Here is a 23,748-nt window from a genome sequence, read left to right on the forward strand (position 1 = left end):
CTAGAAGCGGATCTGCGACTGATCAAGCATAGTTTTTCCACACAGGGTTAAGAATGCTCTTAATTTTGCGCCTAATGTCACCATCAGTACTGTATTTAGCAGCACTCAGAACCGTTTTAGGGTTAGAAACCATAGGTTTTACTGGCCAAAGTTCCTAAAAACAGCGATCGCAGGCTGAAATACGGCTGACATTGCCCCAGGTTTTATAGTATATTCTTGGCATTTAATAGTACAAAAGTACTATTAAAGCGTTTATCCTAATAATGTGCAGTCAGCTACCCCCTAGTGCCATGAAAGAGCCTGCTCCCATTCGAAAAACTAGAACCTGGACCGGACGCAGCCAACTGAAGCAATCTCCATCACTCCCAGCGAGTCGGATGATTCAGCTAGCTCATGCAGTGAGCCGAGCTACTGCGATCGAAAAATCCCAAAGTCAGAGGGTTGAATCTGTGCCGCCTCTGGCCGAAATGTCTCCCTCAACTGTAACCTCATCCAATCCGCTGTATAGTTCGCACATTAAACCCAAGTTATCGAATGCAGATCCAGCTTTACCAGCGGATGTAGCGAGGCAAATTGAGGCGCAAGCAGTTCTGGTTGAGCAGTTATCTGCTGAGCTAAGAGCAGCGATGGCCCAGCTCAAAACCATGACTCAGAAAACCTACCTAGAGCCTCCTGAAACCACGGACCAGAAGCCGAGCCATGCAGTCACTCTGAGTCAAACGCAGTCTGAACAGGCGATCGCAGTGGTTCCTCAGGATATTGGTTTAGCCAATTCGCCAGAAGCCAGCCTAACCCAATCTCAGCAAAATGCTGCTTCAACCGCTCAGCTATTGCGACGGCTGAGGCATCGGCGGAAACCGAGCGATCGCCTCCGTCCTCGTTGTGTAGAACCAGCTACCACAGCGACTAAACCTCAGATGCGCCACAAACAGTTAAAGGCAATTCGGCGCTATCGTTGGCTGCGCCAAGGGCGTCGTTGGCTCAGTGCTGCCGTCAAGCTACCCATCGGTATGCCTGCTCTACTCAGTGACGCGGCGATGTGGGTAGCGATCGCCGCAGCCGTGAGAGTAGGACTGCAAATGCTCATCCATATATACCCCGTTCTTTGGTTTCCCGTGGTGCTGCTAGTGGCAGGGGTAGCCATGTTAACCACTCATCAAGCTGTTTTCAAGTCAGCGGTTAGCTCTGTTTGGGGCTATCGGTTGTTGTTGGTTGTCATTGGTTTGCTGCTAGGAGGCCGACTTTAATGCCTGAAATAACAGGTCAGGTGGCGTGGTGAGAAGCAATCGACGTTCTAGAGTTAACCCGTTACCAGTGCCGGAGGCGAGATGAAACGCAATCCTTTTCAGAGGCCAGATCTGAAATCCCTGTTCAAGCCCTTGCTCTTGGGTGGATTTGTGGTTGCAGTTCTTAGTTTGTTACTAGATTTGCATGGAGCCGTTAAAGCCAGAAATCATGGCGAAGTTTGTCAAGAAATTGTGCAGTCCAAGGCGGCCCTCTCTAGAGAACAATTAGCCAGACTCCTCACCGTTCCAGAGCGTGACCCGAAAAGCAAAGTGCAGGGCATTCTTAAGGCTCCCTACTGCAAGCTGCCCAAGCTAGAAGTGCGTGCGGGTGTGAATGCCGAGCGGGAAGCTTATCCTTTAGAGTTTGACCCGCAAACTTGGTTAGTGATTTTGTACGAGGGCAATGAGTATGCGGGGTATCGGTTTAGTTTTCGTTAGGTTTGCCGTGGCGATCGCCATTTTGGTTCTCTTGCGCCTCGGATGCTCACGGCAGCAAACGACAGAGTTAATTCCTAAAAAAATCCAGTTGGCCCAAACCTGGGAACTCCAACCAGGCAGCGCGATCGCAGGCTACTCGGTCACAGGAGGGCTGGGCGATATTTCGATCGCGCTTAGCGGCAAAACCGTGTTCGCTCCTTTTACCGGATTGACTCAACCTTACCAAGGCAGCTGTGTGTTGTTTTCCAGCGATGAAGTACCTGCCTATCTATTTCGCCTATGTGGACTGAAGCAGCCTCGATTCGGAGAGGTACGGCAAGGCCAACCTCTAGGCAGCGGAGATTATTTACAATTTGCCGCTCTACGCAAACAACCCAATGGGACTTGGGCCTTCGTAGAACCTTCTCGCAACATTCTAGAACGAACGCTTAAACAACCATGAAACAACACCCTTTGGTTGCGGCCAGCTTGCTTGTGGTTACGCTGGGGACAGCTCAGGCTGCACAAGCAGATGATACCAACCTAGACTTTAGCCTTTCCGCCAATCAGTTATCCTCCCCCGCAGTCCTGCACCACGCCGAGCAACCTGCAATCGCGATCGGCCCTCCAGCGGAATTTGCAGACTCCAGTGAGTTAAGTTTTGCTCTGGCACCCCCCACAACCACGACTGAAGCCCAGACTAGCCAACCAGCACCTAAAGCAGAACCTCCCGCAGCAGCTTCGAGCATTGTCACTGCGGCCCAATCAGCTCCTGTAGATGCAGCTAGCTTGTTTACTGGGGGAGCCAATTCCTTAGTCGCCAAAGCGGTGGGTAGCGCCGAAGGTACCCGAACTCCCGCAGGCGATCGCACCAGTGCTTATTACGGACACGTCGATCCAGGTAATGGTGTTTGGAATCTCGGCTCTTTTTCTTACCAGCATGGTGCTCGTTCTCCCGAAGAAGCTGATGAAAAGCAGCTCAAGCGATTAGCCAAACAAACAAAGATGGTCCGACAGCAAGCGGCAGCTAAAGGCATGCAGTTAACGCTAGAAGAGGAACTAAACGCGATCGATTTAGCCAATCAAGCTCCCTTAGCGGCTCTCGATCGCGGCGGGTATATTGACTGGCTAGAAACTGCTCACAAAATGGGTCTGCGCGGTTCGGAAGCCGTATTGTGGGCTAGGACGCGATCGTTCCTGAACCCAAATACAGGTCAGTGGAATGCTCCTGGCCTAGGCAACAACGTCTACAGCATTTCTAGCGATCAAGAACGGCGACAGCAAGCCATTGCCAACGCGATCGCCCTGCATCAACAACAATTCCAGAGAGCCGAAACAGCCGCTACACCGCCCAAGCCAGCCGAAACCGTAGCCGCCGCACCACCTCCGACTCCAGAAGAAGTCGCGACTCAAATTATTTTTCAAGACTTGAACCCGTAACGTTTGTAGCTCCTTCCGCAGCTTCCAAACAATGCAAAAAGTCGAGGGGATTGATCCTACCTCGACTTTTTTAATAGCTTTCTAGAGAGTTTGTACAGCGATCGAAAATCTGTAAGTCAGCGCGATCGCTCAGTCAGAAATATACTCTGAGGTGGAACTGAGACAGGCAAGCCCTAACCCAAGCATGAACTTTCCACAGCATAAATCCAGCTATATAGAAACTGGAAGGCAATGCTCTTTTACTCTTGCTCTAGCTCTTGCTGTAGAAGATTGGAGAGCTTCCCTCTAATGTGAGCCACTCTTTGAGTGTCCTTGGGATAGGCCACTAGTTTGACTTCCACTTCGGTAATATTTTTAATCCGGGTCGTTTTTTCCCAGAGGCGCTTTTCTCTTTCGGTTTCGTCCTCGTAACGGAACGTAACCGTCTTGTTCGTGACGTCAAGAATTTGGACGTTTTTGATCCAAGTATTCGTACCGCCGAGACAGAGCCAAACATTGGGCTGCCCAATAAGCTCTCGAAGCTTGTCTCTCATAGATTGGCTTTTCCTTGGTAGTGAACTGGGGTGCTGTTCAGCGTCGTTCTCGGTTACTGACAGTTAAAACTATTTCTGACCGTGACTATAGAATTCACTAACTTAGTTCCTAAAGTTACCGAGAAAATACGTAATCTAGTAAATTAGCATCTACCTATTTATATAAATTCATGGAGGCAGCTTACCTGATCATATTTTCTCTGACTATTGCATAGAAAAAAGGCGTACAGATGACTGCACGCCTTTCAAGGATTTTGGTTGGTTTAGCGATCGCCTGGAAATTAGCGCTTGGCTAGCTTCTTGGTGACTTTACGGAGCCGAATGGATTTGGGGGTGACTTCCACCAATTCGTCGGGACCAATATATTCCAATGCCCGCTCTAAGCTCATATCGATCGGCGCTTGCAACTGCACCAATTCTTCACCGCCTGAAGCTCGGTGGTTGGTGAGCTGCTTGCTTTTACAGATATTGAGGTCTAGGTCTTGCTGGCGGTTGTGCTCACCCACAATCATGCCCTTGTACACCTTGGTACCTGGCGTGATGAAGAATGAACCCCGATCTTCTGCGTTCTTCATGGCGTAGAAGGTAGCCGTTCCTTCTTCAAACGCAATTAGCACTCCGTTGCGGCGGGCTTCAATATCGCCACCCAAAGGACGATAATCGAGGAAGCTGTGGTTCATGATGCCTTCGCCACGGGTCAGACGCATGAACTCACCCCGGAAGCCTACCAAACCACGAGCGGGCACTACAAATTCTAGCTGGGTGCGACCGTTGGGGCTGACCATCATATTTTGCATTTCAGCTCGGCGCTGGCCCAAACGCTCGATACAGCTACCGACGGCTTCTTCAGGCACGTCAAGCACCAAGTTTTCAAACGGCTCGCAGGGTTGACCGCTGACTTCGCGGTAAATTACCTGTGGCTGAGATACTTGGAACTCATAGCCTTCGCGACGCATGGTTTCGATCAAAATGCCGAGGTGCAATTCACCCCGACCTGAAACCAGGAAGCGATCGGGAGAGTCGGTTTCTTCGACTCGGAGAGCTACGTTGGTTTCTAGTTCGCGCATCAGGCGATCGCGCACCTGACGAGAGGTGACGAAGTTACCTTCTTGACCTGCAAACGGTGAATCGTTGACCGAGAAGGTCATCTGTAAGGTAGGTTCGTCTACCTTGATCAGCGGCAGTGCTTGAGGTTCGTTGGGGCAAGTAATGGTTTCACCGATGTTGGCATTGGCAAAGCCCGCAACTGCTACGAGGTTACCTGCGGTGGCTTCTTCGATATCAATCCGCTTCAGACCTTCAAAGCCCATCAACTTACTGATTTTGGCCTTAACGATCTCACCCGTCTCTGTTACCAGTGCCGCTTGCTGCCCAACGCGAATCGTACCGTTGTGAATCTTACCAATTACAATTCGTCCCACGTACTCAGAGTAGTCCAGTGTGGTGACTTGCAATTGCAAAGACTTGCTGGCATCGCCAACCGGAGGTGGCACGTGACGCAAGAAGGCATTGAAGAGAGGCTGCATGTCTACGCCTTCTTCTTCGAGGGTTTCTTTGGCGTAACCTTCCAAACCCGAAGCAAACAGGTAAGGGAAATCGCACTGATCGTCGTCAGCACCGAGTTCTAGGAACAGATCCAATACTTTATCAACTGCGGCATGGGGGTCAGCCCGTGGACGGTCGATTTTGTTGACTAGTACGATGGGGCGCAAGCCTTTTTCCAGGGCTTTCTTCAGCACGAAGCGGGTTTGGGGCATGGGGCCTTCGTTGGCATCTACAATCAGCAGACAGCCATCCACCATGCCGAGGACTCGCTCGACTTCACCACCAAAGTCAGCGTGGCCTGGGGTGTCAACAATGTTGATCAGGGTTTCTTTGTAGCGAACCGCAGTGTTCTTCGACAAAATGGTAATGCCACGCTCTCGCTCTAGGTCGTTGGAGTCCATGACGCAATCCGGAACGTCTTCTCCTTCACGGAATGTGCCAGCTTGTTTGAGCAGTGCATCGACAAGGGTAGTTTTGCCGTGGTCAACGTGGGCAATGATGGCGACATTGCGGATGGGGAGAGACATAGAGGAGTTCCAGCGTTAAGGAATAAAGAGCTAGGATTCTAGAAATTCAAGGCTTCTTGTATTAATTTTTCCCGCAAGAAGCTTAAATCTTCCTGTAAAGAAGATGTAATAATTCTAGCTTACCCGACTGAGGCATGAAAGTTTTATTGAGGTGAGGACGTGGTGAGAAAGCCGCCCACCTTTATGAGAGGTTGGACACCAAATGCTTGGACAAGGGGCGATCGCAGCTCTCAACGCTTAGGATCACCCCTGAAAATCTTGAGTTTCGCTCTACTTCTATTCTAAGAGACTGCTACGCTCGGCGCAAAGGCTGAATATTGTTGAACCGAATCAGAGTGTCCGCCTCGTTTAGTTGCTTTGGTTGTTTGGGATCAGAACTACGAATCGTGCGATTGGTCAGCAGATAATAATTGCCGATCTTCTCGTGGGAATCGGTGACATCTTGGGTCAGCAACACTTCTTTCCCTTTAGGATCGCGGAAAGTGGTTTGGAAGTGCTCGGTGAGGTAGCCTCCAGCAGGTGTAATGAACTCCAAGCTATCGACCGTCACTGCCATGCTGCCAAGGGTGCGATTCACCTGGACAATTTTTTTGTCACGGACTTTGTATCGAGACTCGCCGTTATCACCCGTTTCTTGGATTTCAAACGCTCCGTCTTTGTCCGTTCCGTCGAGAGCATAAGTATCCTGGTCATGGCGATCGCCAAAAGCAATCTGCCTACGATGAATGATCTCCATTTGCAATTGATTTTTAACCAACTGACTCACATCTGGGTCATCCATATTTTTAACGGTAACTTGGAAGTCTGGACTGACCTGCGCTAACCCGTGATACAACTGCCCGTCATACTTTAAAGAAACTTCCGCTTGATACCCCGGAAATTTTTCGTTCCAAGTATAGCGCTGTTCATAAGCGTCCCGAAAAATATCGCGAGCTGAAAGTTGAGTTTTGGGCTGGCCTTGATCGTCAATGGGCATTGGGCCAGCTTGAACAGGAGCTACCCAGGAAAAGCTGGCGATCGCCAGGAGCAAACTAACGCTCCATGCCAAGAAGAAGCGCTTTAATTTTCGCAGCATCATGAATCAGTTTTTAAGTGCTAAAGAACGGTCTGAAGTACTTACAAGGAAACAACTCTGTGACTAAAAAGCATCATCCAGAAGAAACACAGTGGAGGGGATGGGTTTCAGCGAGACTTCTCATGATTCAACAAAGTAGATTTTGAAAAGTGATTTTGAGCTAAAGTGCGATCGCAATGGGGCAAGTCGAAGAGGAAAGTTGGGCAGACAATGGCAAAGGTGCGCTTAGAGGGAATTACTCGACAATTTAAAGAGGCGGTGGCGATCGCAGACATCACCTTTGAGGTGCCTGATGGTGAATTTTGGGTGATGGTGGGGCCGTCGGGTTGTGGCAAGTCTACGATTCTACGCACGATCGCAGGGCTAGAGTCAGCGACTTCAGGCAATCTCTACATTGGCGATCGCTTGGTCAATCAAGTGCCTGCTCGTCAGCGCGACGTGGCAATGGTGTTTCAGAACTATGCACTATACCCACACATGAGCGTGGCGGAGAATCTGGCTTTTGGGCTGAAAATGCGTAAAGCCGACTCCCAAACCATTCAAGAACGAGTCGAATCTGTAGCGCGATCGCTGGATATTGCCCACTTGCTCGATCGCAAACCTAAACAACTCTCTGGCGGGCAACAGCAACGGGTAGCATTGGGACGCGCGATCGCTCGTAAGCCGCAAGTTTTTTTACTTGATGAGCCGCTTTCTAACTTGGATGCTCAGTTGCGAGATGACACGCGGGCTGAACTAAAGCAACTTCATCAACGCTTGGGCATCACTACGATCTATGTCACCCACGATCAAGTGGAAGCCATGACGTTGGCTGACCAAATTGTGGTGCTAAAGCAAGGCCGCATTCAACAAATTGGCGATCCCCAAACTATTTATGCTCGCCCGACTAATCGAATGGTGGCGACGTTTCTGGGCAATCCACCCATGAACATCCTGTCTGCAACCTTCGAGAATGGTGATTTTCACCTAGCAGGCCAATCACTTACTTGCCCTTCCGCCATTACAGCTAATTTGCCGTTGTCTCCAGGCCAGTCGGTCGAGCTAGGCATCCGTCCAGAGCATTTACAACTGGTGTCTGCATCAGAGGCTCAACACTTCACGGTTGCAGTGAGCATTGTAGAACCGCTCGGACGAGAAATCTTGATCCGAGCAGTTTTACCGACCTACTCCACCAGCTCAGACGCCCAAGTGATTAACCTGCAAGTGAGCCCGGATATTCGGGTTCGTCCGGGCGATCGCTTGAGCCTCCAAATCGACTTCGCTCAACTATTTATTTTTGATGCTGCTACAGGCGATCGCCTCTATCCAACCAGCTAAACCAGTTAACTCAACCAGTTAAACAACTAGACCATTAATAAACTGAGCCGCACAATGATTTCAATTCAACTTCTGGTTGCCCAATATGGTTTTGGCGACAAAGCAACACCTGTGCCGTTCTCTGCTGGAAGTAAACTCGGTGCGCAAACCAACCGATTGGAAGGCCACCAATAATTCCAAGCAGAATACCAATGGTGAGGCTAGAAATCAAATCCTTGCGTCTAATTCTACTTTTCTCAGCACGCACGTGCTCGTGATCGGTTACCACCACACAACTCCTAAAGACTCATTCTTCTTTAAAGGAAAGCGAAATTACTTTAACTTTGCTTCTCCCTAAGTGATGAACCCTGTGGCAATTGCTGATCTCGTTGTAGCCAAAAGAGGTAGCCGCGCTGAATTTGTGCTCTCACCTAACGCTACGATCGCAGTACTAGCCAATAATTTGAGCAGCAATGGCAAAAGATAAGCACCGCGTTTCAATTAAACTGTCCCCAGAACTACGACAGCAGCTTAAAACTTACAAAGCGAGTCGAGGGAAGCGATCGCTTGCGGCCGCCGCAGAGGAAATTTTAGCAACCCATTTTCACCTGACCCATTTACCAACTCAGCAAGCAGCAACAAATGGTTCTATAGAGCGAATTGCCACTTTAGAAGCTAGAGTGACCTACCTGAGCGAGCAACTTGAAGCCTTGAAGCAGGCGATCGCTACGAACCAGGCTTATGACTCGGCTCCCAAACCCAATGTGATTCACCCAGCATCGTCTCTGGTAACCATGCCCGAAGACGATGACGACGATGACATGTACGACGAGCCAGACGAGATTCTTTATAACTTTTTAGAGCCTGGAGTCCAGCCCTAGCGCCGTTTATCTGGGGTATAACCCATTAAAACTGGGTTATTTGTAAGCTAGCAGTTGCGGCTGAGCAGCAGATGTAGCGACTAACGTCCAGCCTGATTTCATCAACTGCTGGTAAGTAGCCCAACCCTTGGAGCCACCTGGAACCTTGTAATCAGACATCGCATACTGAGGGAAAGATTTGTAAGGTCGCCAAGGCTGGGACGGCTGCATGCGCAAGTGCAGCACTTTTTCACCATCGTCCCCGCCAATCGAGAGCCAGCACATCTGTCCAGTCATATTACTCCTAGCTATTACAATCCAGAGAACTTATGGACGCAGCTTTGTAGTCGCTTTCAGTCATAGCCGCCTAACAAAGCAAAAAGCTGCTACATGTTCAACTTAACTGCTGAATCAGCTTCTTTGCGCATAATCTAGCAACTCAGTCAAGCCACTGCAATTTTTATTAACAAGAAAGTTAAATTGTGATATCTCTACACACAGTTCTCAGAATTCTTTGCATGTGTGCTTGCCAGAGATCAAAGCTATAAATGTGATAGAACAGCTATTTCTTTTCACTTAATCGGTTGATAAAGCTAAGAATTATGAGAAGATAAGCCTCAGTTTGCTGAACTTGATGCCTAGCTCAGTTGAAGCAGCCAAAAGATTCCTTGGAAGTAGTTAATAATGCGTTGTTCTATTTCAAGCCGAGCGGGCCAAGTCATCGCGCAGGGGCGTCTGATGCTGGACAAAGATGAAAATGGAGACCTAAGACTAAACTTCCAAACGGATGGAGGCCGAGTGATCCCAGGAGGTACCATTGGCCCAGATGGAGATCTCGCCTCTGCCAGTCAGGAGTTGTTCCGCCAGTTTCGCTCTACTTGGAGAATGATCGACTGTACTTTGACAGCCAAGTCGGATGGATAAGTAGCGAAAGCTCATATTAAAAAAACTCAAACTCCCAAGATAGGGGTTTGAGTTTCTAGATGGTTTTGATTATGACAATCTTGATTATGGAATGAACGAAGAGTGCCCAAGGCGTTTAGTTGTCGTAGACTCGGCACTCAGCAGCGTCTGGATTATCGTCGCAAAACTGTTCCAACGAGTTCTTTTGTTTTGATTGACGTTGATGGGATGCTTCAGCTTGGAGTTCTTCAACCGCATCCCAAGCAGCAGCACATTCGCCGGAAGTGCTACCGCTGGTGTCACAAACGGCACGCGCTTGTTCCCGTTCTTGTTCGATTTGCTTTTGAATATCGCTCATGGATTTTTCGGTTTCGTCTTAGTTGTCTTTGAGCTAGGGTTAGGAACTCGTCAGCTGGTTAGCTTCTGAGATTAAGTATCCTGTCAGGCTATTTAATCAGCTATTTACAGTGATACAAGAGGCTGGGACCAGACAATCAGATTGAGTCTTATTTTTTAAGATTTAGGACTCTCTGCTTGAGGACAGGTCACTCTTGCCATCTCTTAACACAACTATAATGCTAACCCGCGATCGCTTTCCATCACCCTGCTTTCATTTCTGCCTCAGGAAGTAAGTTACCATTCACTGACATGGATGCTGATGCCCCATGGAGTAGATGCTTTAGTTTCTGCAATTTCTAGACTGCAATCTTTCGCATTGATTGTTAGCCTGAGGAAGTAAGCGGATAAGCAGATAAGTGGAAAGCGTTCACCCCCAACGCTGCATCTCTACAACTTGCTGTTGGTCCTGATCTCGCTAGATTTAGAGTTCTACTATGCCTGTGCCTCCGTTTGTACCCCCACGCCCCGCTCATTGGTTATCGTTGGCGCTACTACTCACCACCGCCACGGGTTGTAGCCAGGTAGGTACAACGCTGCCAGAGCGATCGCAACCTAGCTCACTACCTACAGAGCAGACTCCTACGGCTCAAGCGTCAGCCTCCACAAAACAGTTGACAGCGCAGGCTGCATCACCCCAGAACTTAGTTGCTACAGAAACGCTTACACCCACCCCCATCCGCTTAACGGCGGCAGATTTGCCACAGCCCTATGCCACCAATAGCGCCTCCAAAAGCCCAAATGTGGTGGATATTCCCAGCAATCCCTTGTTACGAGTTCCGGCTGGCTTCACGGTAAATGTGTATGCCGAAGAACTCGATAGACCCCGGTGGCTAGCCCTGGCTCCTAATGGCGACGTACTGGTGACTGAGACACGGCAAAATCGCATTCGCCTACTGCGCGATAGCAACAAAGATGGCGTCGCTGATGTAAAAAAAACGTTTGCTGGGCCAAGCAATGGCTTGTTTCTGCCCCTCGGCATGGCTTTTACTCAGGACTCATTTTTCTTAGGCAATACCAATGCCGTTCTGCGCTTTCCTTACCAACCAGGCCAAGAGAAGCTTACAGGGCGGGGGCAAGCGATCGCGCAACTGCCAGGAGAGGGCTACAACCAGCATTGGACTCGGAATGTCGTCGTTTCCCCCGACCAACAAAAGCTGTATGTCTCTGTCGGTTCTGAAAGCAACGCTGATACCGAACCACTTCCTCGCGCCTCAGTTCAAGTTATGAACCTGGATGGCTCGAACCAGCAAACCTTTGCTTATGGATTGCGTAATCCTGTAGGACTTGATTTTCAACCTGTTACAGGGGCGCTGCATGCCACGGTGAATGAGCGAGATGGGCTAGGAGATGATTTGGTGCCCGACTACCTAACCCAAGTGCAAGCAGGCGAATTTTACGGCTGGCCTTACAGCTACCTTGCCCCCAACTTGCTTGACCCTCGTCATGCTCGCAATGGCCAGAGCGATCGCCCAGAATTGGCTGCTCAAACCCGGACCCCTGATGTGCTGTTTCAAGCCCACTCTGCTGCTTTAGGGCTTCAGTTTTATGACGGCAAGACATTCCCCGAAAAGTATCGTAATGGTGCTTTTGTTGCCTTCCGGGGTTCTTGGAATCGCAATCAAGGCACAGGCTACAAGGTCGTATTCGTTCCGTTCAATGCTCAGGGTCGTGCTGCAGGCTATTACGAAGACTTTTTGACAGGTTTTCTCTTAGATCCAAGTGGCCCGACAACTTGGGGTCGTCCGGTTGGTCTCCTGGTGTTACCCGACGGCAGCTTGCTAGTCACCGAAGAAGCCAATGGTCGGATCTACCGTATTCAATACCAAGACTCGTAAAACTCTAACGCACGCGAAACTCAACCACATCTCGTTTGATGGTGATGTCGTACTTGCCGAAAAAGTCATGACCCAGCAGACCCGTTTCTAGCTGAGGGCCTGCGATCGCCACCAGCAACCCTTGAGCTGTGGCCCCATTGACTTCCATCATATGAATCTTCCCCAAGGGCAGTTCAATCCCTTTGGCACTCGCAGTATCAAACTTTAATTTAGCAACTGGAACCAAGCGCAACATCGCAGCCATGCGTTGGGTGACGACTGTACCGCTAGCGCCTGTATCCACAATCATTTCAAAAGTTTGGTTGCCATTGAAGGTAACTCCAATGATGGGAGTGCCAGCCTCACGTCGCAGAATTTTGGCTTGGAAAACCTGTCCCTCAGGTAAAGTATTGTTTCTCGTAAAGGTGGCTAGAGTGCCATTAGGAGAGTGAGTGTTGCCAGGAGTAGTTCCACAAAGCTTGGACAGATCGATCGATCGGCCAGCAGGGTTAAGCATGTAACAACCATCTAACTCCTGGGCGATCGCCGCAGTTGAGAAGCGAGGTAACAACGGCGACAGAGCAGCAGCCAACACAGCAGTTAGACAGAAGAATCTCAGCATTGCCTCAGCCTTAGAAGTTCTTTTTTAGAATCCCCATTCCAGTGCATTTTTACTCACACTCATTAAAAAATTGCAGGCTGGGCGCTGGGTTATTAAAGAACATACCTTACCGTAAAGCTACTAGAAAGTCATGTAGCCCACCGTTTGACAAGTTCTGCTTCGCGCTCGCATCAGTGATATTTTTCGTTTGTTAAACATAAAAAAAGCCCGACTAAAACGTCGAGCCTCTGAGCCATAAGGCTCCTGTGATGATGAGCCTAGTATTCCCGCTCAACCTTTTCGAGTTGCATCTATATGCCTATTTATCTAGCTAGTTTACTTTGGTAGCTGGTAGCACAGCACCCCTTTAAAGGGCGAGTATAAACAGGAACTTACCGAATTAGAACACACGCTGACCTACAGTCTTCCTATGTTGTTTAACATAACCAACTAAAGAAATCAATTGCTTTCACAACTTACCGAGTCAAATCATAAAATCTCTTCATATTAGTGTGAAGTATTGCTATCTTTAGCGGTAACAAAGGAAAGCAACGCCTTACAAGTAATGAATGGTAAATAACAACTAGCGATCGCTGTTCCATCTCTTTAAAACTCCGAGTTTAGTCGCACGATCATGGAACCAACGTGCATCCCTAAAGGTTTCCAATGAAGATCAGTAGAAGAGAGCAGGCGATCGCCTGCTACGGCACTGTAGTCATTCGGATATTTATCGCTGGCTTGAGGATCGGCCTGCATCACCAAGGTCAGTTTGCCTACATAACGAGACAACCGCGTATTGTGGAACATTACAGCCCCACCATAATCCCAGTCCAGGCCTGAGATTTGGAACTTGCCGAGTTGTTTCTGTAAATGGGTGAGAGGAGTGCCCATGCCAATTCCTTCTGCTGTTTTCCAGGCAGAACCGAGTTCCCGGACATGCAGAGGCTTGGCTCGTTTGGTATCTTGCCAAACGACGGTGAAGGATTGTGCTAGACCTAGGTTTACGCGAGTCCCTGGCCACATCCCTATACCTTCTGGCCCGTAGACTGTGCGATCGCTCAGCCGAGACTTCCCAAATAATTTGACTAAATCTTGATAGGTGGTGGTGCCAGTCACGGGACCAATCCGCTCTCCAGGCACCACCAAAGTATCCTTCAAGAGGTTGGGTGAGCTAGCCACGGTGCGAGGTGGCGGAGTGACGGCTTGCAAAGAGGCTTCAGGAGGCATGTAAGCATGGGCACCCTGGATGATGGCTGTTAGACCAAGTGTGAATGAGAGCGTTACCAGAGCTATGCGGCGATCGAGTCGGAACATGAAGCGAACCTCAAAGGTATATTCTCAGAAGCTGGGTTCTCTATACTTTCAACGCGATCGCCACTTTTCTCGCATACTTAGCAAAATTTCACTCAGGCAATTTCTCAAGTGAGTAATCTCGCCAGTCTGGAAGACCTGGTCGCCAATCATCTGAGTCCTAGTCTGAATAGAAGTAAGATCGTTCTTATCAAGCTTAAGTGACCCAACCGAGACTATCCTGTGGAATCCGAAAAAAACGTCCCTCTTGAAGATCAGAACGTTCCAGCCGCTCATCAGGGACTGCATGGTTTTCTGTACAGTTCTGAAGATGAACATGGCTCAACTACCTCCTCCCTCCCATTGGTGCCTGAAGGGGCTGAAGTGGTTCCAGCAGAAAATTGGCGATCGCACACTCACAGGGTTAAGGTGGCGGGGGTCTACGCTGTTTTAGATGCTGACCACCAAACCCAGTACATCGGCTACTCCCGCGATGTCCAGCAGTCGCTGGAAGGGCACATTGCCCAGCATGGAGTGGAAGCCTGTGCTTTTATCCGAGTTCAGACCTTTAAGTTTCCGACACGGCAGGTAATGGAAGCGTTGCGAGATGAGTGGCTTGCCGCGCTGGATCAGGTTCCGTCTGGGAATCAAGCGGGCGAGGGAACTTGGGCAAAAACAATTGGCGAAGTGGCGCAAGCCAGTATGTCGGCAGCAGAGCGCCAAGCCTACGAAGAGAAAAAGCTCAAGTTACGCAAGGCTATGGCGGATAACACCCTCAGCCATGAATTAGATGCACAGGCGACACCGGATGAGTCCGAAGCTGAGCGTCGTCGGAAACTCAAAGCAGCGGTTGAGAATGATGATTGGAGTGGTGTAGTTGAGTCCTAATGGTTGCTCTGCTCGCCCTTAGATGAACCAAACAGGTTTGGGAAACAAGCCCCGAAAGGTGCGATCGACTCTTTAACGGCACTGGCTACAAAATCGTTAAATATTCTGATGGGACGTGCTCCACCAGCCAAACGCCATTTTCTGCACAGAAAAAGAGATATCCTGCTTGATCCATTGCCGCAGCATCGATCGCAAAGATAACTGGACGACCATGTCTAGAACCGACTTTTCGGGCTGTTTCCACATCTTTGGAAAGGTGAACATGATGCCGCGACATCTTGTTTAGACCTGATTGCAAAATCATTGCTACTGCGCGATCGCCTGTACCGTGATATAAAACATCCGGCGGCACCTGTGGCTCTAGTTGTAGATCTATTTCCACACTGTGACCTTGGTTGGCCCGGATCAGCGTACCTGTGGCATCGAAGGAGAAACGCTTTTTATCACTCGTCGCCACTACTTCCTCCAGTTCTTCACGGCTGAGGGGAAACTGATGTTGAGCGCAGGCTGCAAGTAATTCCTCAACCGCAACCCAGCCACCTGCACCAAGAGTCAGGCCCAGGCGCTCCGGTTGGTGACGGAGATGCTTGCTGAGGTATTTGCTGACTTTAACTAGGCGATCGCTGTTCATTAGACAAATTTGTGCACAAACTCATGAATCAAATCCACTCGTCCCTTCCGCAATAGGGCAGGATCTAAGCGTTCCATTGTGTTGCAGGTCATCAAAACCACAAATCTTTGTTGAGTTTGAATCCTGCCTTCCTCCAATACACTTTGATGCAACGTGCCGTCCAGCAAGCTTAGGATATGTTCGGTTTTGTTGCTACTTTGAGCTGCCACATTCGCGCGGTTTTGCGCCAAGTTATCGGCTTCATTGATGATCAGACAAATGCGCTCTAGATAAGTGGGTGGAACGAAATTCTCCACAGCATCGTGATCAAGAATAAAGATGACATATCCTAATGGCATCAACACTTCTTTGGCGATCGCCTGAGTCCAAGCCGTTTTGCCTGTGCCTGGCTCTCCATGTACCAGAACTGCCAATTGGCTTTGGTCGAAAACTGCTTGCTGAACGCGATCGCTAAAATCCTGCACATCTGCTGAAAAAGAACGAATAGCGTATTGGCTCTGAATTTGCCCAACTCGGCTTTGATAGCCACTCAGCATCACAGCCAGGTTGTAGGTGGCTTTGTTGATCAGGGAGTTTAGTTCTCTCGCCAGTAGTGTTAGTCGTCGTCTTCCAGGACCAATGTTTTGAATCTGCAACCAAATATCTTGTTGTGGCCAGTAGGCATTGACTGTATCAATCGTATCGACCCGATCCCAACTGATGAACTTCTCAATCGGGAGGTAGAAGTAGCGATCGAAGTAGTATTGCGTAATTAGAGCAGGTTTCCCTAATAACTCCAATACTTTAAGGATCGTGAGTTCCTGGAGCCGATTTAAAACATAATCAATCGGGATATTGGTGCGGCTGACCTGCTGAAGCACCGGGGTTTCCACCGTCAGTGGTGCCACATGACGGTAATCCGGGCTGGGAGGCTCAGGCGTGATATAGCTCCAGAACTCATCTAACTCATAGCGCGTACCGGAGGAAAAAACACTCAGCAAATTCGCCCATCCGCTATAGTTAGTGCGGCCTAAAGTATCGGCGATCGCACTGGCAATATCCACAGTTTTCTTGGATAGCTCCGCTGAATCGTGCATTGCCAAATGCCACAGAAATTGCCAGTCTAGCTCTCGGTTGAGCGGTCGCCAGCCTGCCCCCAACAAGCCCTGACTTTGGAGATTAGTAGATGTAGTTTGTCCGTCTTGATGATCAAAGTATCGAGTTGCCATATATTTAATTTCCCCAATCCCTCCCTCACCACAGTCAACAGACCAGCACGCGGTAGTAACATTCACAATGCCCGGTACGCTTGTAACCATGCTGGGCATTAGTTATAAGACGGGATTCGAACCCGTTGGCATGGCCCCCACGCCACCAATAGAGCGACTTTCCAGATCGCAAATCCAACTTGCCCAGTTGGCGGGTTGTGCTCGCTTCTGCTGGCTTGGCTACCAACTTGAAGACCTCTCCCCAACCCCTCCCCTGCGAGGAGAGGGGCTTATATTCTCCCCTTTCCCTACTAGGGAAGGAGGCTGGGGGTTAGGTCTCTCTACTGACCTCAATCAAATCTGTTTGCCAATTGAGTGCCTGAATTTGAGCATCCAGTTCTCGATAGTTTCTTGATAGTCTATCCACTTGGTTCTGGATCTGCGCGATCGCTACTGTACTGAAGAACTTAACCTCCGAACGGGTGTAACGTTCTTGCCGAATAGAAGCTGCATCTACCAAATTGCTATAAACATTCCGCTGCATCTGCAAGGTCTCTCTTTCTGCCAAAGCATCAGAGAGAGTCACATTCTGAAAAGCAGTACGAGCATTGGTTTGGTTGATTTGCTGAATTAAAGCCCTTAGCTGGGCGATCGCAGCATCCAGCTCACTCAGCAATGTTTCTGGATTCTCAGCAGGTTGTTCTCCTTCTTGTACTTTGGCACTCCGTAGCAATCTTTGTTGCAACTGAGCAATTCGTTTTTGACAATCAGCTCTGAGGATCAATGCTTCTGCTAATTTCATTGATTCTCACCTCCTTAGCCACGCTAGAAGTTTAGCGAGCGCTTATCTCTAATGCACGGTGAGCGCGATCGCCTTTGGTCTTGAGTCAATCAACAGCAATATAATACAAATTATACTACATTGTAATACATGTCAAGGGTACGATGGTTAGAGCGATCGCTGGAATTAAATTGGCTAAATTTCAAGTATCTTGAGCAGGCAGAGAGCTAACGTCTGAAGATAGCTGATGAGCTAAAAGCGATTGATAGAATGCAGTTACATCAGCGCTATCCGGTAATCCCGCCACTTGACCATCACCGAGTTCTACAATCATCCAATCACCATTTAGCTGTTTAGCTACATCCATCGTAAAGAAACGACTTTGCACTATCTGAGCCACTTCGCAGAATTGTGTTATGGGTGGATCGGTTTCTGCATAATTTCCTTCATCCCAATATTTGCTCACATAAATTAGTTCACCGTCTAAGAAAAAGAGACGAAACTCTTGAGTCAGTGGCATTCCACTTTTGGGATGAGTGGTTAAGGGTTCAAAGTCTACAAACTCTCGAAACACTAGACCTTCATTCAACCCTGTTTCTTGAAGTTGCAGAAACCGATGCACGACACGCTCAACGGTTGTTTTATCAGATGCTTGGGGGATGTAGCAAGCTTCATGCCATTCATGTTTTCTCGATTTCACAAAGTCTTTGAGGATAATCGGGCGATCGCCAAAATCATGTAATAGAGACATGATTGCATCTATATCCAATTCTCCATTGAGCGTTAACCAAACGGATTTCGGTGTGTAAGGCGCAATGATAGAGTAAGACTCTGGTAAATAGTGACAGTGCTTATAAGCAGTCGCGTCATTGAGTAAGCGAATTCCCCGCTTTGTTAGTGCTTCAAAGAGTTGTTGATACTGGGCAGGTGTTAGCATCCAACCTCGGTAAAGCCCAACTTGTTCAGTCGGCTGGATTGATACCTTGCGAACTGCCTTCTCAGCGTTCTGGTCATTCACCAATGCTTCAAAATCAATGAAGGCAGGCTGATATCCAAGGCTTTTGACAGCCTCATACTCCGTTACATAGTCGAAATCAGGTTGGCGGATATCGAATGGATCAGCACAAAAAATAAACTGCATAGAATCTCTCTACTAGGCAAGCAATTCGTGATAAAAGTTAGGTGAGTCGCTAGGGAGATGAGTGGTTGGCTGCAAAGCCTGATGGTTTAACTGAAAGGATTTAGTGATGCCGATTTGACTGAGAAAATCGAGGTCGTGGGAGATCACCCACAAAGCACCTTGATATTGATTAAGCGCGGCAATCATGGGCTCTACCGTCACAGTATCTAAGTTATTAGTGGGTTCATCCAGGATCAACAAATCCACTTCTGAGATGGTAATCATTGCGATCGCCAGCCGAGCCAGTTCTCCACCACTCAATACGGCGGCCGATTGATGCACCGTTTCATTGAAAAACAGAAAGTGTCCCAGTTGTTGGCGGAGCAATTGGTAGCTCAGTTGAGGATTAGCGGCTTGCATATTCTCTAAAATGGTTTTCTGGCGATCGACTACAGCATAGGTTTGATCTAAATAAGCCGCTTGCAGATCTGTAGCTAGCCGCACCTCTCCTGCTTCCAAAGCCGCTTCTGTTGCTGCTAATCCCAAGATCGCTTTTACTAAGGTCGATTTGCCAGAACCATTAGCTCCCAGCACAGCAATCCGATCGCCAGTTTTCACATGCAACCGGATGTCTTTGATCAAGGTGCGATCGCCCACTCTTAAATCAGCGCCTTGGATATCAATCAGATTTCTGACTTTGCGTAGCTTCTCCTCCAACCGAATTAGTGTGGCTTTTGAAGTTCTAATTTTGGTCTCTGCTAGCTTCTGCTGCGCTTGAACTAGAGCTATGTCATGTTTTTTGGCCGCAGTTCCCGCTGTAGCTGAGGCGCGGTTGGCAAAATAGCGTTTGGCCGCTTTGCCCATGCTGTTGTCGAGTGCTTGTAATTGTCCTTCTCGTTGCGATCGCGCTGCCCGTTGTTGCTCTTTTAGCGCCGCTTCTTTGGCTCGCTTTAAGTCTTTTTTGGCGGCCTCATGGGAACGCTCAGCATTTTCTAGGGCGATCGCTTTTTGTTCTTTGTAGAACGAGAAGTTACCTCCATAAACCTGGATACCTACTGGCGTCAATTCCCAAGTAGTGTTAGCGACTTGATCCAAAAAGAAAGGTTTATGGGAGACAATCACGAAAGCGCCAGAAAACTGATGGAGAAATTGTTTCAGGGTTTCCAGTGCTGATAGATCCATATGATTGGTTGGTTCATCTAGCAGCAATAGGCGTGGCTCTTGCGCCAAACCAACTGCTAGAAATAACTTGGTCAGCTCACCACCGCTGAGATTTGCGATTGAGAGGGAGAGATCTACAACTGTTGCTAATTTGGTTTCTAGGATGTCAGCGATCGCCCACCAGTCATCACAGATCGAGCTGAGCCATGCCAACACTGTCTGTTGTTTTTGCTCTAGGGGTAATGTGCTGATTTGCGGCAAATAGTAGATGCTGTCTTTTTGGTAAACAGAGCCAGAACTTGGTTGCACCAGTCCTGCTAAAAGCTGTAATAACGTAGACTTGCCAACACCATTCGGACCCACGAGTGCAATCCGATCGCCCGCTTGAATGCTAACGTCAATTTCCTGAAATAAGGTTCTATCTGCCGTTAAGTTGTAACTGAGATTTTCTGCCCGTAAGAGAACTCTAGATTCCATCCCAAAACCTCAACTTGGATAAAGCGATCGCGAATATTCCAAGTGAGATTCTTCATGGCTCTGTTCTCCAATCTATCTACGAAAAAAATTAGATCTAGTTGATCGATCTCGAACTACAACTCTGCAATAGCCGATTCCAGATGCTCCTTATTGAGGGGCGATCGCGCTGGCAGGAATTCCTTTTGGCATATTAGTTGCAGCATCTAACTCGCCCTGAAACTTCTCGCCATAAAAAGCCGCAGAAATTTGGATTTGCCCAATGATGTGACGGTTGAACTCTGCAAGTTTTTCGGCTGGTATCCATAGCTCTTGGCAGATCGCACCACCCACTACTTGCACTTCAAACTGCTGCACATAGCTATCCTCAACCTCAAATTGAGTCACAAAGCCCGCAAAGCTATTGCTCTTAGTATTCCAATCGCGTGCAATCTTCTCTGCATACTCAAAGTTGAGAACTGGATAGAAAATGGGTTGTTCTGGCAGGCGCGGCGGAAATGCCTTGAAGCTTGATTGAGCAATTAATTCCAGTTCTTTGAGCCCGACAGGACGATAGAGCAGCATAGTTTCGCAGTACCGAATTCACAAACCTGAATTTGACAGGCAGATTTATGCTACAAATATACTACACCTTCGATAAAGAGTGTCACTGCTCCGAGTTGTTTAAGACTGTAGTCGCCGCGATCGCTTGTAAAGCCTGAGCTGTATCCTGCGGCAAACCAGCGGTGTAGTCCAATCCCTCAGGGCTTTTGCGGTAGACCACAGCGTAAAACACGCAAGCAGCCAGGTAAGAGCCCGTTAAGCTGGGATGACTGCCATCACTCTCCCACAGTTGCAGATTTGGCTGCTGTGCTAGTGCAGTTTGCCAAGCCATGCCGACAGGTGCTACTAGAAGATTACGTTCTTTGGCAATTTTGAGATAACCTGCCTGTAACTGTGACTGCATGGTGGCAAAGTCTGGGTGTCCCACTTCTGCAAATCCATCTCGGCGACCCCAAGTCATGAACAGTAAAGTACGAGACCCTGCTTGTTGAATCTGATCATCCAAGAGGCGGACGGCAGGATACATTTCTTGGGTCCGATTGGCTTCAACCGAAGGCACGACACTTTGCTCCTGTAAGACCACAAAGGTCCACTTTTGTTGTCCTATTTTGTACAAAGTAGAAGCTGAGGTCGCATGTTGCAACAGCTTCCAACCTCCCTCCGCCACCATATCTACAACGATCGCTTGCCCACCTGATTTCGCTAACTCCGCTAAGATTTGCGGCAAGTTATTTTGATAGGTATAGCTATTCCCAATGAATAAAATAGATAAAGTTGGTTTAGGTTCTGGCTTAGGTGTGCTGGTACATCCCATGACTAACCCGATGACTAATACCTGACAAATCAAACGACGCGCTACTAATAGCCGTTTATGCTGAGGTCTCCAGTTCATAAAGTGCTCCCACAACAATCTTCCAGCCATCGTTTTCTCGCCGCATTGTGTAAGCCAAACCGAAGCGCTCTAATTTCTGTCTATTTTCTTTAAAGCGAATGACAATGCCTTTCACAGTAGCAAGGCGATCGCTCAACTGATCAACGCTGAGAGATTCAGTTTCACTGTAGGCATACCCCCGAAATTTGAGCTCCGCCATGACAGCAGTGAACACGACAAAACCTTCGATCCAGTTTTTCACAGTTACTACTTTGTCCGGCGAAATCAAGATAGCTGGGTAGTGATAAAAAGATAGAACTGATAAGGGGTTGAGGCTTTCGAAGGTTTTAGCGTATTGGTTAAATGTATCCAGAATGTTGTTTGAGTCGTCAATCATGAGCAGTTTGGGAATGAAGGATAGATAGGATGAAGCATACAGGCTGAATCAATCATTAGCTTTGTAAGAAGCTGATAATTGCGGCGGCTGTGGTTTCTGGATGACTGAAGCAGAAAGCGTGACCTGCCTCTGTAAGCACCTCTAGTTTGGCACCAGGGATATTTTTGGCTAAAAACTCACTATTTTGAGGCGGGATAATGCGATCGCTATCCCCAGTGATTACCAATGTAGGAGCCGTTATCTTGCCTAATAAGCTACAGGTATCATGAGTGCTCATCGCTTGATACTGGCGGATCAGCGCTTCTCCTTGGCTGTGGTAAGGTGCAGTTGCTTGAAGAAATTCACCTATACGGGATTGATGTGCTTGCAAAAATCCCAGAGGAAAAAGCTGCTCTAAAATACTGCTACTCCCAAGCCCCGCAGGAGGATTAAACTGGCTACAGGTTCCGCCCGCCATCGTACAGCCTAAAATCAGTTTTTTGAGTTGATCAGTATGATTGAGGGCAAACTGTTGAGCTACCATACCGCCCATACTGATGCCAAACACATGCGCTTTAGTCTCACCCAGCATTTTTAATAAATTTGCGGCATCTTCTGCCATTTGAGCTGTGGTGTAAGCTCCCGCAGCTTGGCTCGTTTCTCCCGCGTCTCGGTTATCAAACAAAATGACTTTGTAATGCCGTGAGAGCAGTTCCGGTAGCTCAGTCCCCCAATCCAACAAACTAAAACTGAGACCCATGATCATTAAGAGTGGATCTCCCTCACCATAAATTTTGTAGTTGATATCAAGACCATTCACATGAACTTTGGGCATATCATCTCATCAAAAAAGTAGTGTAGAGGTCATCGCAGAACCCATGCTATGAACAATGCGATCGCCTCCATCATAAATCCCGGTCGCTAATGATCAATGATCTCGTATTCGTCACCCAGCTCTGTACGGATCAGCGCCAATAGCTGGCTCACTGCCGTATTGAAGCGCTCGCATTCTTCTAGTGGCCAAGGGCTAGGGCCAAGTGGATCGCTCCAATCTAGTGCGGTGTCGTGCCATGCGCCGAGCGATCGCAACTGCTCAGAAATTTCAGCGCTTAGTCCTAACTCCTCAGGCTCAATGGGACCGACACCAAAGCGATCGTGGGCTGCATCATTGCCACACCAAAACGGTGAATCACATCCCCAATCATAAAAAAATCGAATTTGGCAATGCCGCTTTGAGCTACTCACAATGTTTTTACCCAATTGAGAGGGCAAAAAGTTTACGGCAAGTTGCATTAAGTTTCATTTTGCTAATGATGTCGCCTACTTCAAGAACAAGTCTGGCAGAAGACTGAGGTTTAATATCGTTATAGCTATGGCGATATTCACCTCGAACCGATTGATGAAGCTGTTAATACCCAATCTTTCCAAGTTGGATTAGGATTTCCTGATTTAGGCAAACCAGGAGCGTTAAAAATGCTCACTTTCGTTGTGCCAATGGATATTGTCAAAGGGCGAAAATATTTTGTAGCAGGCGGGGGAGATGGCGGCACGATGCTAGAGCTAGAAGCTTCCTACTATTACCCTCTCACGGATAATTTGGCGATCGCTCCAGCCTTCTATGTCATCTCTAACCCTAACAATTTCGATAGAAATCCCGGTATTTACGTAGGCAATCTTCGCGCCCAATTTAACTTTTAAATTCCCCTACAAAAAGAATCATTTCTAATTGA

The 23,748-nt window shown here is 48.3% G+C and carries 27 protein-coding genes; 10 read left to right on the plus strand and 17 right to left on the minus strand.

Annotated features, from left to right (window positions below; translation table 11 throughout):
* Positions 1 to 290: 290 nt before the first annotated feature.
* The 4 genes from H6F90_RS08705 (at position 291) to H6F90_RS08720 (ending at position 3,143) form a co-directional block, all read left to right on the plus strand.
* Positions 291 to 1,247, plus strand: a complete 957-nt coding sequence (locus tag H6F90_RS08705; protein ID WP_190552016.1) for a hypothetical protein — start codon at positions 291 to 293, stop codon at positions 1,245 to 1,247.
* Positions 1,248 to 1,328: 81 nt separating this feature from the next.
* Positions 1,329 to 1,724, plus strand: a complete 396-nt coding sequence (locus H6F90_RS08710) for a hypothetical protein (RefSeq protein ID WP_190552018.1) — start codon at positions 1,329 to 1,331, stop codon at positions 1,722 to 1,724.
* Positions 1,696 to 2,166 carry a hypothetical protein gene (locus tag H6F90_RS08715; RefSeq protein ID WP_190552021.1) on the plus strand — a complete coding sequence of 157 codons (471 nt, stop codon included), beginning with the start codon at positions 1,696 to 1,698 and terminating at the stop codon, positions 2,164 to 2,166. The genes H6F90_RS08710 and H6F90_RS08715 overlap by 29 nt, the downstream gene beginning before the upstream one ends.
* Positions 2,163 to 3,143 carry a hypothetical protein gene (locus H6F90_RS08720; protein ID WP_190552023.1) on the plus strand — a complete coding sequence of 327 codons (981 nt, stop codon included), beginning with the start codon at positions 2,163 to 2,165 and terminating at the stop codon, positions 3,141 to 3,143. The genes H6F90_RS08715 and H6F90_RS08720 overlap by 4 nt, the downstream gene beginning before the upstream one ends.
* Positions 3,144 to 3,382: 239 nt before the next feature.
* Here the strand turns inward: H6F90_RS08720 and H6F90_RS08725 are convergent, their stop codons facing one another.
* The 3 genes from H6F90_RS08725 to H6F90_RS08735 all read right to left on the minus strand — a co-directional run bounded on the left by H6F90_RS08725 (position 3,383) and on the right by H6F90_RS08735 (position 6,826).
* Complete coding sequence (locus tag H6F90_RS08725) at positions 3,383 to 3,676, minus strand: DUF6679 family protein (protein WP_190439045.1); 294 nt, start codon at positions 3,674 to 3,676, stop codon at positions 3,383 to 3,385.
* 281 nt (positions 3,677 to 3,957) lie between these two features.
* Positions 3,958 to 5,748, minus strand: a complete 1,791-nt coding sequence (gene typA / locus H6F90_RS08730; protein WP_190439047.1) for a translational GTPase TypA — start codon at positions 5,746 to 5,748, stop codon at positions 3,958 to 3,960.
* Positions 5,749 to 6,040: 292 nt separating this feature from the next.
* Positions 6,041 to 6,826 (minus strand): DUF3386 family protein, encoded by a 786-nt coding sequence (locus H6F90_RS08735; protein ID WP_199295801.1) that lies wholly within the window; start codon positions 6,824 to 6,826, stop codon positions 6,041 to 6,043.
* Between the two features lie 207 nt (positions 6,827 to 7,033).
* On the opposite strand from H6F90_RS08735, the gene H6F90_RS08740 reads away from it, so the two are divergent.
* Together H6F90_RS08740 and H6F90_RS08745 are read left to right on the plus strand one after the other, a co-directional pair.
* Positions 7,034 to 8,140 carry an ABC transporter ATP-binding protein gene (locus H6F90_RS08740; RefSeq protein WP_190552025.1) on the plus strand — a complete coding sequence of 369 codons (1,107 nt, stop codon included), beginning with the start codon at positions 7,034 to 7,036 and terminating at the stop codon, positions 8,138 to 8,140.
* A 452-nt stretch (positions 8,141 to 8,592) separates the two neighbouring features.
* Positions 8,593 to 9,000 carry a hypothetical protein gene (locus H6F90_RS08745; protein ID WP_190552027.1) on the plus strand — a complete coding sequence of 136 codons (408 nt, stop codon included), beginning with the start codon at positions 8,593 to 8,595 and terminating at the stop codon, positions 8,998 to 9,000.
* A 36-nt stretch (positions 9,001 to 9,036) separates the two neighbouring features.
* Here the strand turns inward: H6F90_RS08745 and H6F90_RS08750 are convergent, their stop codons facing one another.
* Complete coding sequence (locus H6F90_RS08750) at positions 9,037 to 9,276, minus strand: hypothetical protein (RefSeq protein WP_190439058.1); 240 nt, start codon at positions 9,274 to 9,276, stop codon at positions 9,037 to 9,039.
* A 387-nt stretch (positions 9,277 to 9,663) separates the two neighbouring features.
* Here H6F90_RS08750 and H6F90_RS08755 point away from each other — a divergent pair, with 387 nt between their 5' ends.
* Positions 9,664 to 9,903, plus strand: coding sequence for a hypothetical protein (locus tag H6F90_RS08755; RefSeq protein ID WP_190552029.1), 240 nt, complete (start codon positions 9,664 to 9,666; stop codon positions 9,901 to 9,903).
* A gap of 115 nt (positions 9,904 to 10,018) precedes the next feature.
* On the opposite strand, the gene H6F90_RS08760 is transcribed toward H6F90_RS08755, so the two are convergent.
* Positions 10,019 to 10,240 (minus strand): Calvin cycle protein CP12, encoded by a 222-nt coding sequence (locus tag H6F90_RS08760; RefSeq protein WP_190439069.1) that lies wholly within the window; start codon positions 10,238 to 10,240, stop codon positions 10,019 to 10,021.
* A gap of 475 nt (positions 10,241 to 10,715) precedes the next feature.
* Here H6F90_RS08760 and H6F90_RS08765 point away from each other — a divergent pair, with 475 nt between their 5' ends.
* On the plus strand, positions 10,716 to 12,116 hold the full coding sequence (locus H6F90_RS08765) for a sorbosone dehydrogenase family protein (RefSeq protein ID WP_190552031.1): 1,401 nt from the start codon (positions 10,716 to 10,718) through the stop codon (positions 12,114 to 12,116).
* Between the two features lie 4 nt (positions 12,117 to 12,120).
* Here the strand turns inward: H6F90_RS08765 and H6F90_RS08770 are convergent, their stop codons facing one another.
* Both H6F90_RS08770 and H6F90_RS08775 read right to left on the minus strand, forming a co-directional pair.
* Positions 12,121 to 12,717 (minus strand): TIGR02281 family clan AA aspartic protease, encoded by a 597-nt coding sequence (locus tag H6F90_RS08770; RefSeq protein ID WP_190552033.1) that lies wholly within the window; start codon positions 12,715 to 12,717, stop codon positions 12,121 to 12,123.
* Between the two features lie 585 nt (positions 12,718 to 13,302).
* The gene (locus H6F90_RS08775) at positions 13,303 to 14,010 is read right to left on the minus strand and encodes a hypothetical protein (protein WP_190552035.1); all 708 of its coding nucleotides are present in this window, start codon (positions 14,008 to 14,010) and stop codon (positions 13,303 to 13,305) included.
* 219 nt (positions 14,011 to 14,229) lie between these two features.
* Between H6F90_RS08775 and H6F90_RS08780 the strand changes: the two genes are divergently transcribed.
* On the plus strand, positions 14,230 to 14,874 hold the full coding sequence (locus H6F90_RS08780; RefSeq protein ID WP_190552037.1) for a GIY-YIG nuclease family protein: 645 nt from the start codon (positions 14,230 to 14,232) through the stop codon (positions 14,872 to 14,874).
* 85 nt (positions 14,875 to 14,959) lie between these two features.
* On the opposite strand, the gene H6F90_RS08785 is transcribed toward H6F90_RS08780, so the two are convergent.
* The 10 genes from H6F90_RS08785 to H6F90_RS08830 all read right to left on the minus strand — a co-directional run bounded on the left by H6F90_RS08785 (position 14,960) and on the right by H6F90_RS08830 (position 23,311).
* The gene (locus tag H6F90_RS08785) at positions 14,960 to 15,505 is read right to left on the minus strand and encodes an RNA 2'-phosphotransferase (RefSeq protein WP_190552039.1); all 546 of its coding nucleotides are present in this window, start codon (positions 15,503 to 15,505) and stop codon (positions 14,960 to 14,962) included.
* Entirely contained in the window at positions 15,505 to 16,713 is a 1,209-nt protein-coding gene (locus H6F90_RS08790; RefSeq protein ID WP_190552041.1) for an AAA family ATPase, read from the minus strand. Before H6F90_RS08790 ends, H6F90_RS08785 begins: the two co-directional genes overlap by 1 nt.
* A 310-nt stretch (positions 16,714 to 17,023) precedes the next feature.
* Complete coding sequence (locus H6F90_RS08795) at positions 17,024 to 17,494, minus strand: DIP1984 family protein (protein ID WP_190552044.1); 471 nt, start codon at positions 17,492 to 17,494, stop codon at positions 17,024 to 17,026.
* 181 nt (positions 17,495 to 17,675) lie between these two features.
* Positions 17,676 to 18,614, minus strand: a complete 939-nt coding sequence (locus H6F90_RS08800) for an ATP-grasp domain-containing protein (protein ID WP_190552046.1) — start codon at positions 18,612 to 18,614, stop codon at positions 17,676 to 17,678.
* A gap of 12 nt (positions 18,615 to 18,626) precedes the next feature.
* A complete protein-coding gene (abc-f, locus tag H6F90_RS08805) occupies positions 18,627 to 20,231 on the minus strand; it encodes a ribosomal protection-like ABC-F family protein (RefSeq protein WP_190552048.1) in 1,605 nt (534 codons plus the stop codon).
* A gap of 147 nt (positions 20,232 to 20,378) precedes the next feature.
* Positions 20,379 to 20,792, minus strand: coding sequence for an ADP-ribosylation/crystallin J1 (locus tag H6F90_RS08810; protein ID WP_190552050.1), 414 nt, complete (start codon positions 20,790 to 20,792; stop codon positions 20,379 to 20,381).
* An 82-nt stretch (positions 20,793 to 20,874) separates the two neighbouring features.
* A complete protein-coding gene (locus H6F90_RS08815) occupies positions 20,875 to 21,663 on the minus strand; it encodes a DUF4886 domain-containing protein (RefSeq protein WP_190552052.1) in 789 nt (262 codons plus the stop codon).
* On the minus strand, positions 21,641 to 22,039 hold the full coding sequence (locus tag H6F90_RS08820; protein ID WP_190439104.1) for a hypothetical protein: 399 nt from the start codon (positions 22,037 to 22,039) through the stop codon (positions 21,641 to 21,643). Before H6F90_RS08820 ends, H6F90_RS08815 begins: the two co-directional genes overlap by 23 nt.
* Before the next feature lie 55 nt (positions 22,040 to 22,094).
* Positions 22,095 to 22,853 (minus strand): alpha/beta fold hydrolase, encoded by a 759-nt coding sequence (locus tag H6F90_RS08825; RefSeq protein WP_190552053.1) that lies wholly within the window; start codon positions 22,851 to 22,853, stop codon positions 22,095 to 22,097.
* Between the two features lie 86 nt (positions 22,854 to 22,939).
* Entirely contained in the window at positions 22,940 to 23,311 is a 372-nt protein-coding gene (locus H6F90_RS08830; RefSeq protein ID WP_206756163.1) for a hypothetical protein, read from the minus strand.
* Positions 23,312 to 23,413: 102 nt separating this feature from the next.
* Between H6F90_RS08830 and H6F90_RS08835 the strand changes: the two genes are divergently transcribed.
* Positions 23,414 to 23,716 (plus strand): carbohydrate porin, encoded by a 303-nt coding sequence (locus H6F90_RS08835; protein WP_370587986.1) that lies wholly within the window; start codon positions 23,414 to 23,416, stop codon positions 23,714 to 23,716.
* Positions 23,717 to 23,748 lie beyond the last annotated feature (32 nt).

Origin of the sequence: Trichocoleus sp. FACHB-591, assembly GCF_014695845.1 — a bacterium.
Lineage (GTDB): Bacteria > Cyanobacteriota > Cyanobacteriia > FACHB-46 > FACHB-46 > Trichocoleus.

Excerpts from the sequence above, each read along its gene's own strand:
- H6F90_RS08705 (WP_190552016.1), top strand. The coding sequence starts at position 291 with ATGAAAGAGCCTGCTCCCATTCGAAAAACTAGAACCTGGACCGGACGC.
- H6F90_RS08710 (WP_190552018.1), top strand. The coding sequence starts at position 1,329 with ATGAAACGCAATCCTTTTCAGAGGCCAGATCTGAAATCCCTGTTCAAG.
- H6F90_RS08715 (WP_190552021.1), top strand. The coding sequence starts at position 1,696 with ATGCGGGGTATCGGTTTAGTTTTCGTTAGGTTTGCCGTGGCGATCGCC.
- H6F90_RS08720 (WP_190552023.1), top strand. The coding sequence starts at position 2,163 with ATGAAACAACACCCTTTGGTTGCGGCCAGCTTGCTTGTGGTTACGCTG.
- H6F90_RS08725 (WP_190439045.1), bottom strand. The coding sequence starts at position 3,676 with ATGAGAGACAAGCTTCGAGAGCTTATTGGGCAGCCCAATGTTTGGCTC.
- typA (WP_190439047.1), bottom strand. The coding sequence starts at position 5,748 with ATGTCTCTCCCCATCCGCAATGTCGCCATCATTGCCCACGTTGACCAC.
- H6F90_RS08735 (WP_199295801.1), bottom strand. The coding sequence starts at position 6,826 with ATGATGCTGCGAAAATTAAAGCGCTTCTTCTTGGCATGGAGCGTTAGT.
- H6F90_RS08740 (WP_190552025.1), top strand. The coding sequence starts at position 7,034 with ATGGCAAAGGTGCGCTTAGAGGGAATTACTCGACAATTTAAAGAGGCG.
- H6F90_RS08745 (WP_190552027.1), top strand. The coding sequence starts at position 8,593 with ATGGCAAAAGATAAGCACCGCGTTTCAATTAAACTGTCCCCAGAACTA.
- H6F90_RS08750 (WP_190439058.1), bottom strand. The coding sequence starts at position 9,276 with ATGACTGGACAGATGTGCTGGCTCTCGATTGGCGGGGACGATGGTGAA.
- H6F90_RS08755 (WP_190552029.1), top strand. The coding sequence starts at position 9,664 with ATGCGTTGTTCTATTTCAAGCCGAGCGGGCCAAGTCATCGCGCAGGGG.
- H6F90_RS08760 (WP_190439069.1), bottom strand. The coding sequence starts at position 10,240 with ATGAGCGATATTCAAAAGCAAATCGAACAAGAACGGGAACAAGCGCGT.
- H6F90_RS08765 (WP_190552031.1), top strand. The coding sequence starts at position 10,716 with ATGCCTGTGCCTCCGTTTGTACCCCCACGCCCCGCTCATTGGTTATCG.
- H6F90_RS08770 (WP_190552033.1), bottom strand. The coding sequence starts at position 12,717 with ATGCTGAGATTCTTCTGTCTAACTGCTGTGTTGGCTGCTGCTCTGTCG.
- H6F90_RS08775 (WP_190552035.1), bottom strand. The coding sequence starts at position 14,010 with ATGTTCCGACTCGATCGCCGCATAGCTCTGGTAACGCTCTCATTCACA.
- H6F90_RS08785 (WP_190552039.1), bottom strand. The coding sequence starts at position 15,505 with ATGAACAGCGATCGCCTAGTTAAAGTCAGCAAATACCTCAGCAAGCAT.
- H6F90_RS08790 (WP_190552041.1), bottom strand. The coding sequence starts at position 16,713 with ATGGCAACTCGATACTTTGATCATCAAGACGGACAAACTACATCTACT.
- H6F90_RS08795 (WP_190552044.1), bottom strand. The coding sequence starts at position 17,494 with ATGAAATTAGCAGAAGCATTGATCCTCAGAGCTGATTGTCAAAAACGA.
- H6F90_RS08800 (WP_190552046.1), bottom strand. The coding sequence starts at position 18,614 with ATGCAGTTTATTTTTTGTGCTGATCCATTCGATATCCGCCAACCTGAT.
- abc-f (WP_190552048.1), bottom strand. The coding sequence starts at position 20,231 with ATGGAATCTAGAGTTCTCTTACGGGCAGAAAATCTCAGTTACAACTTA.
- H6F90_RS08810 (WP_190552050.1), bottom strand. The coding sequence starts at position 20,792 with ATGCTGCTCTATCGTCCTGTCGGGCTCAAAGAACTGGAATTAATTGCT.
- H6F90_RS08815 (WP_190552052.1), bottom strand. The coding sequence starts at position 21,663 with ATGAACTGGAGACCTCAGCATAAACGGCTATTAGTAGCGCGTCGTTTG.
- H6F90_RS08820 (WP_190439104.1), bottom strand. The coding sequence starts at position 22,039 with ATGATTGACGACTCAAACAACATTCTGGATACATTTAACCAATACGCT.
- H6F90_RS08825 (WP_190552053.1), bottom strand. The coding sequence starts at position 22,853 with ATGCCCAAAGTTCATGTGAATGGTCTTGATATCAACTACAAAATTTAT.
- H6F90_RS08830 (WP_206756163.1), bottom strand. The coding sequence starts at position 23,311 with ATGCAACTTGCCGTAAACTTTTTGCCCTCTCAATTGGGTAAAAACATT.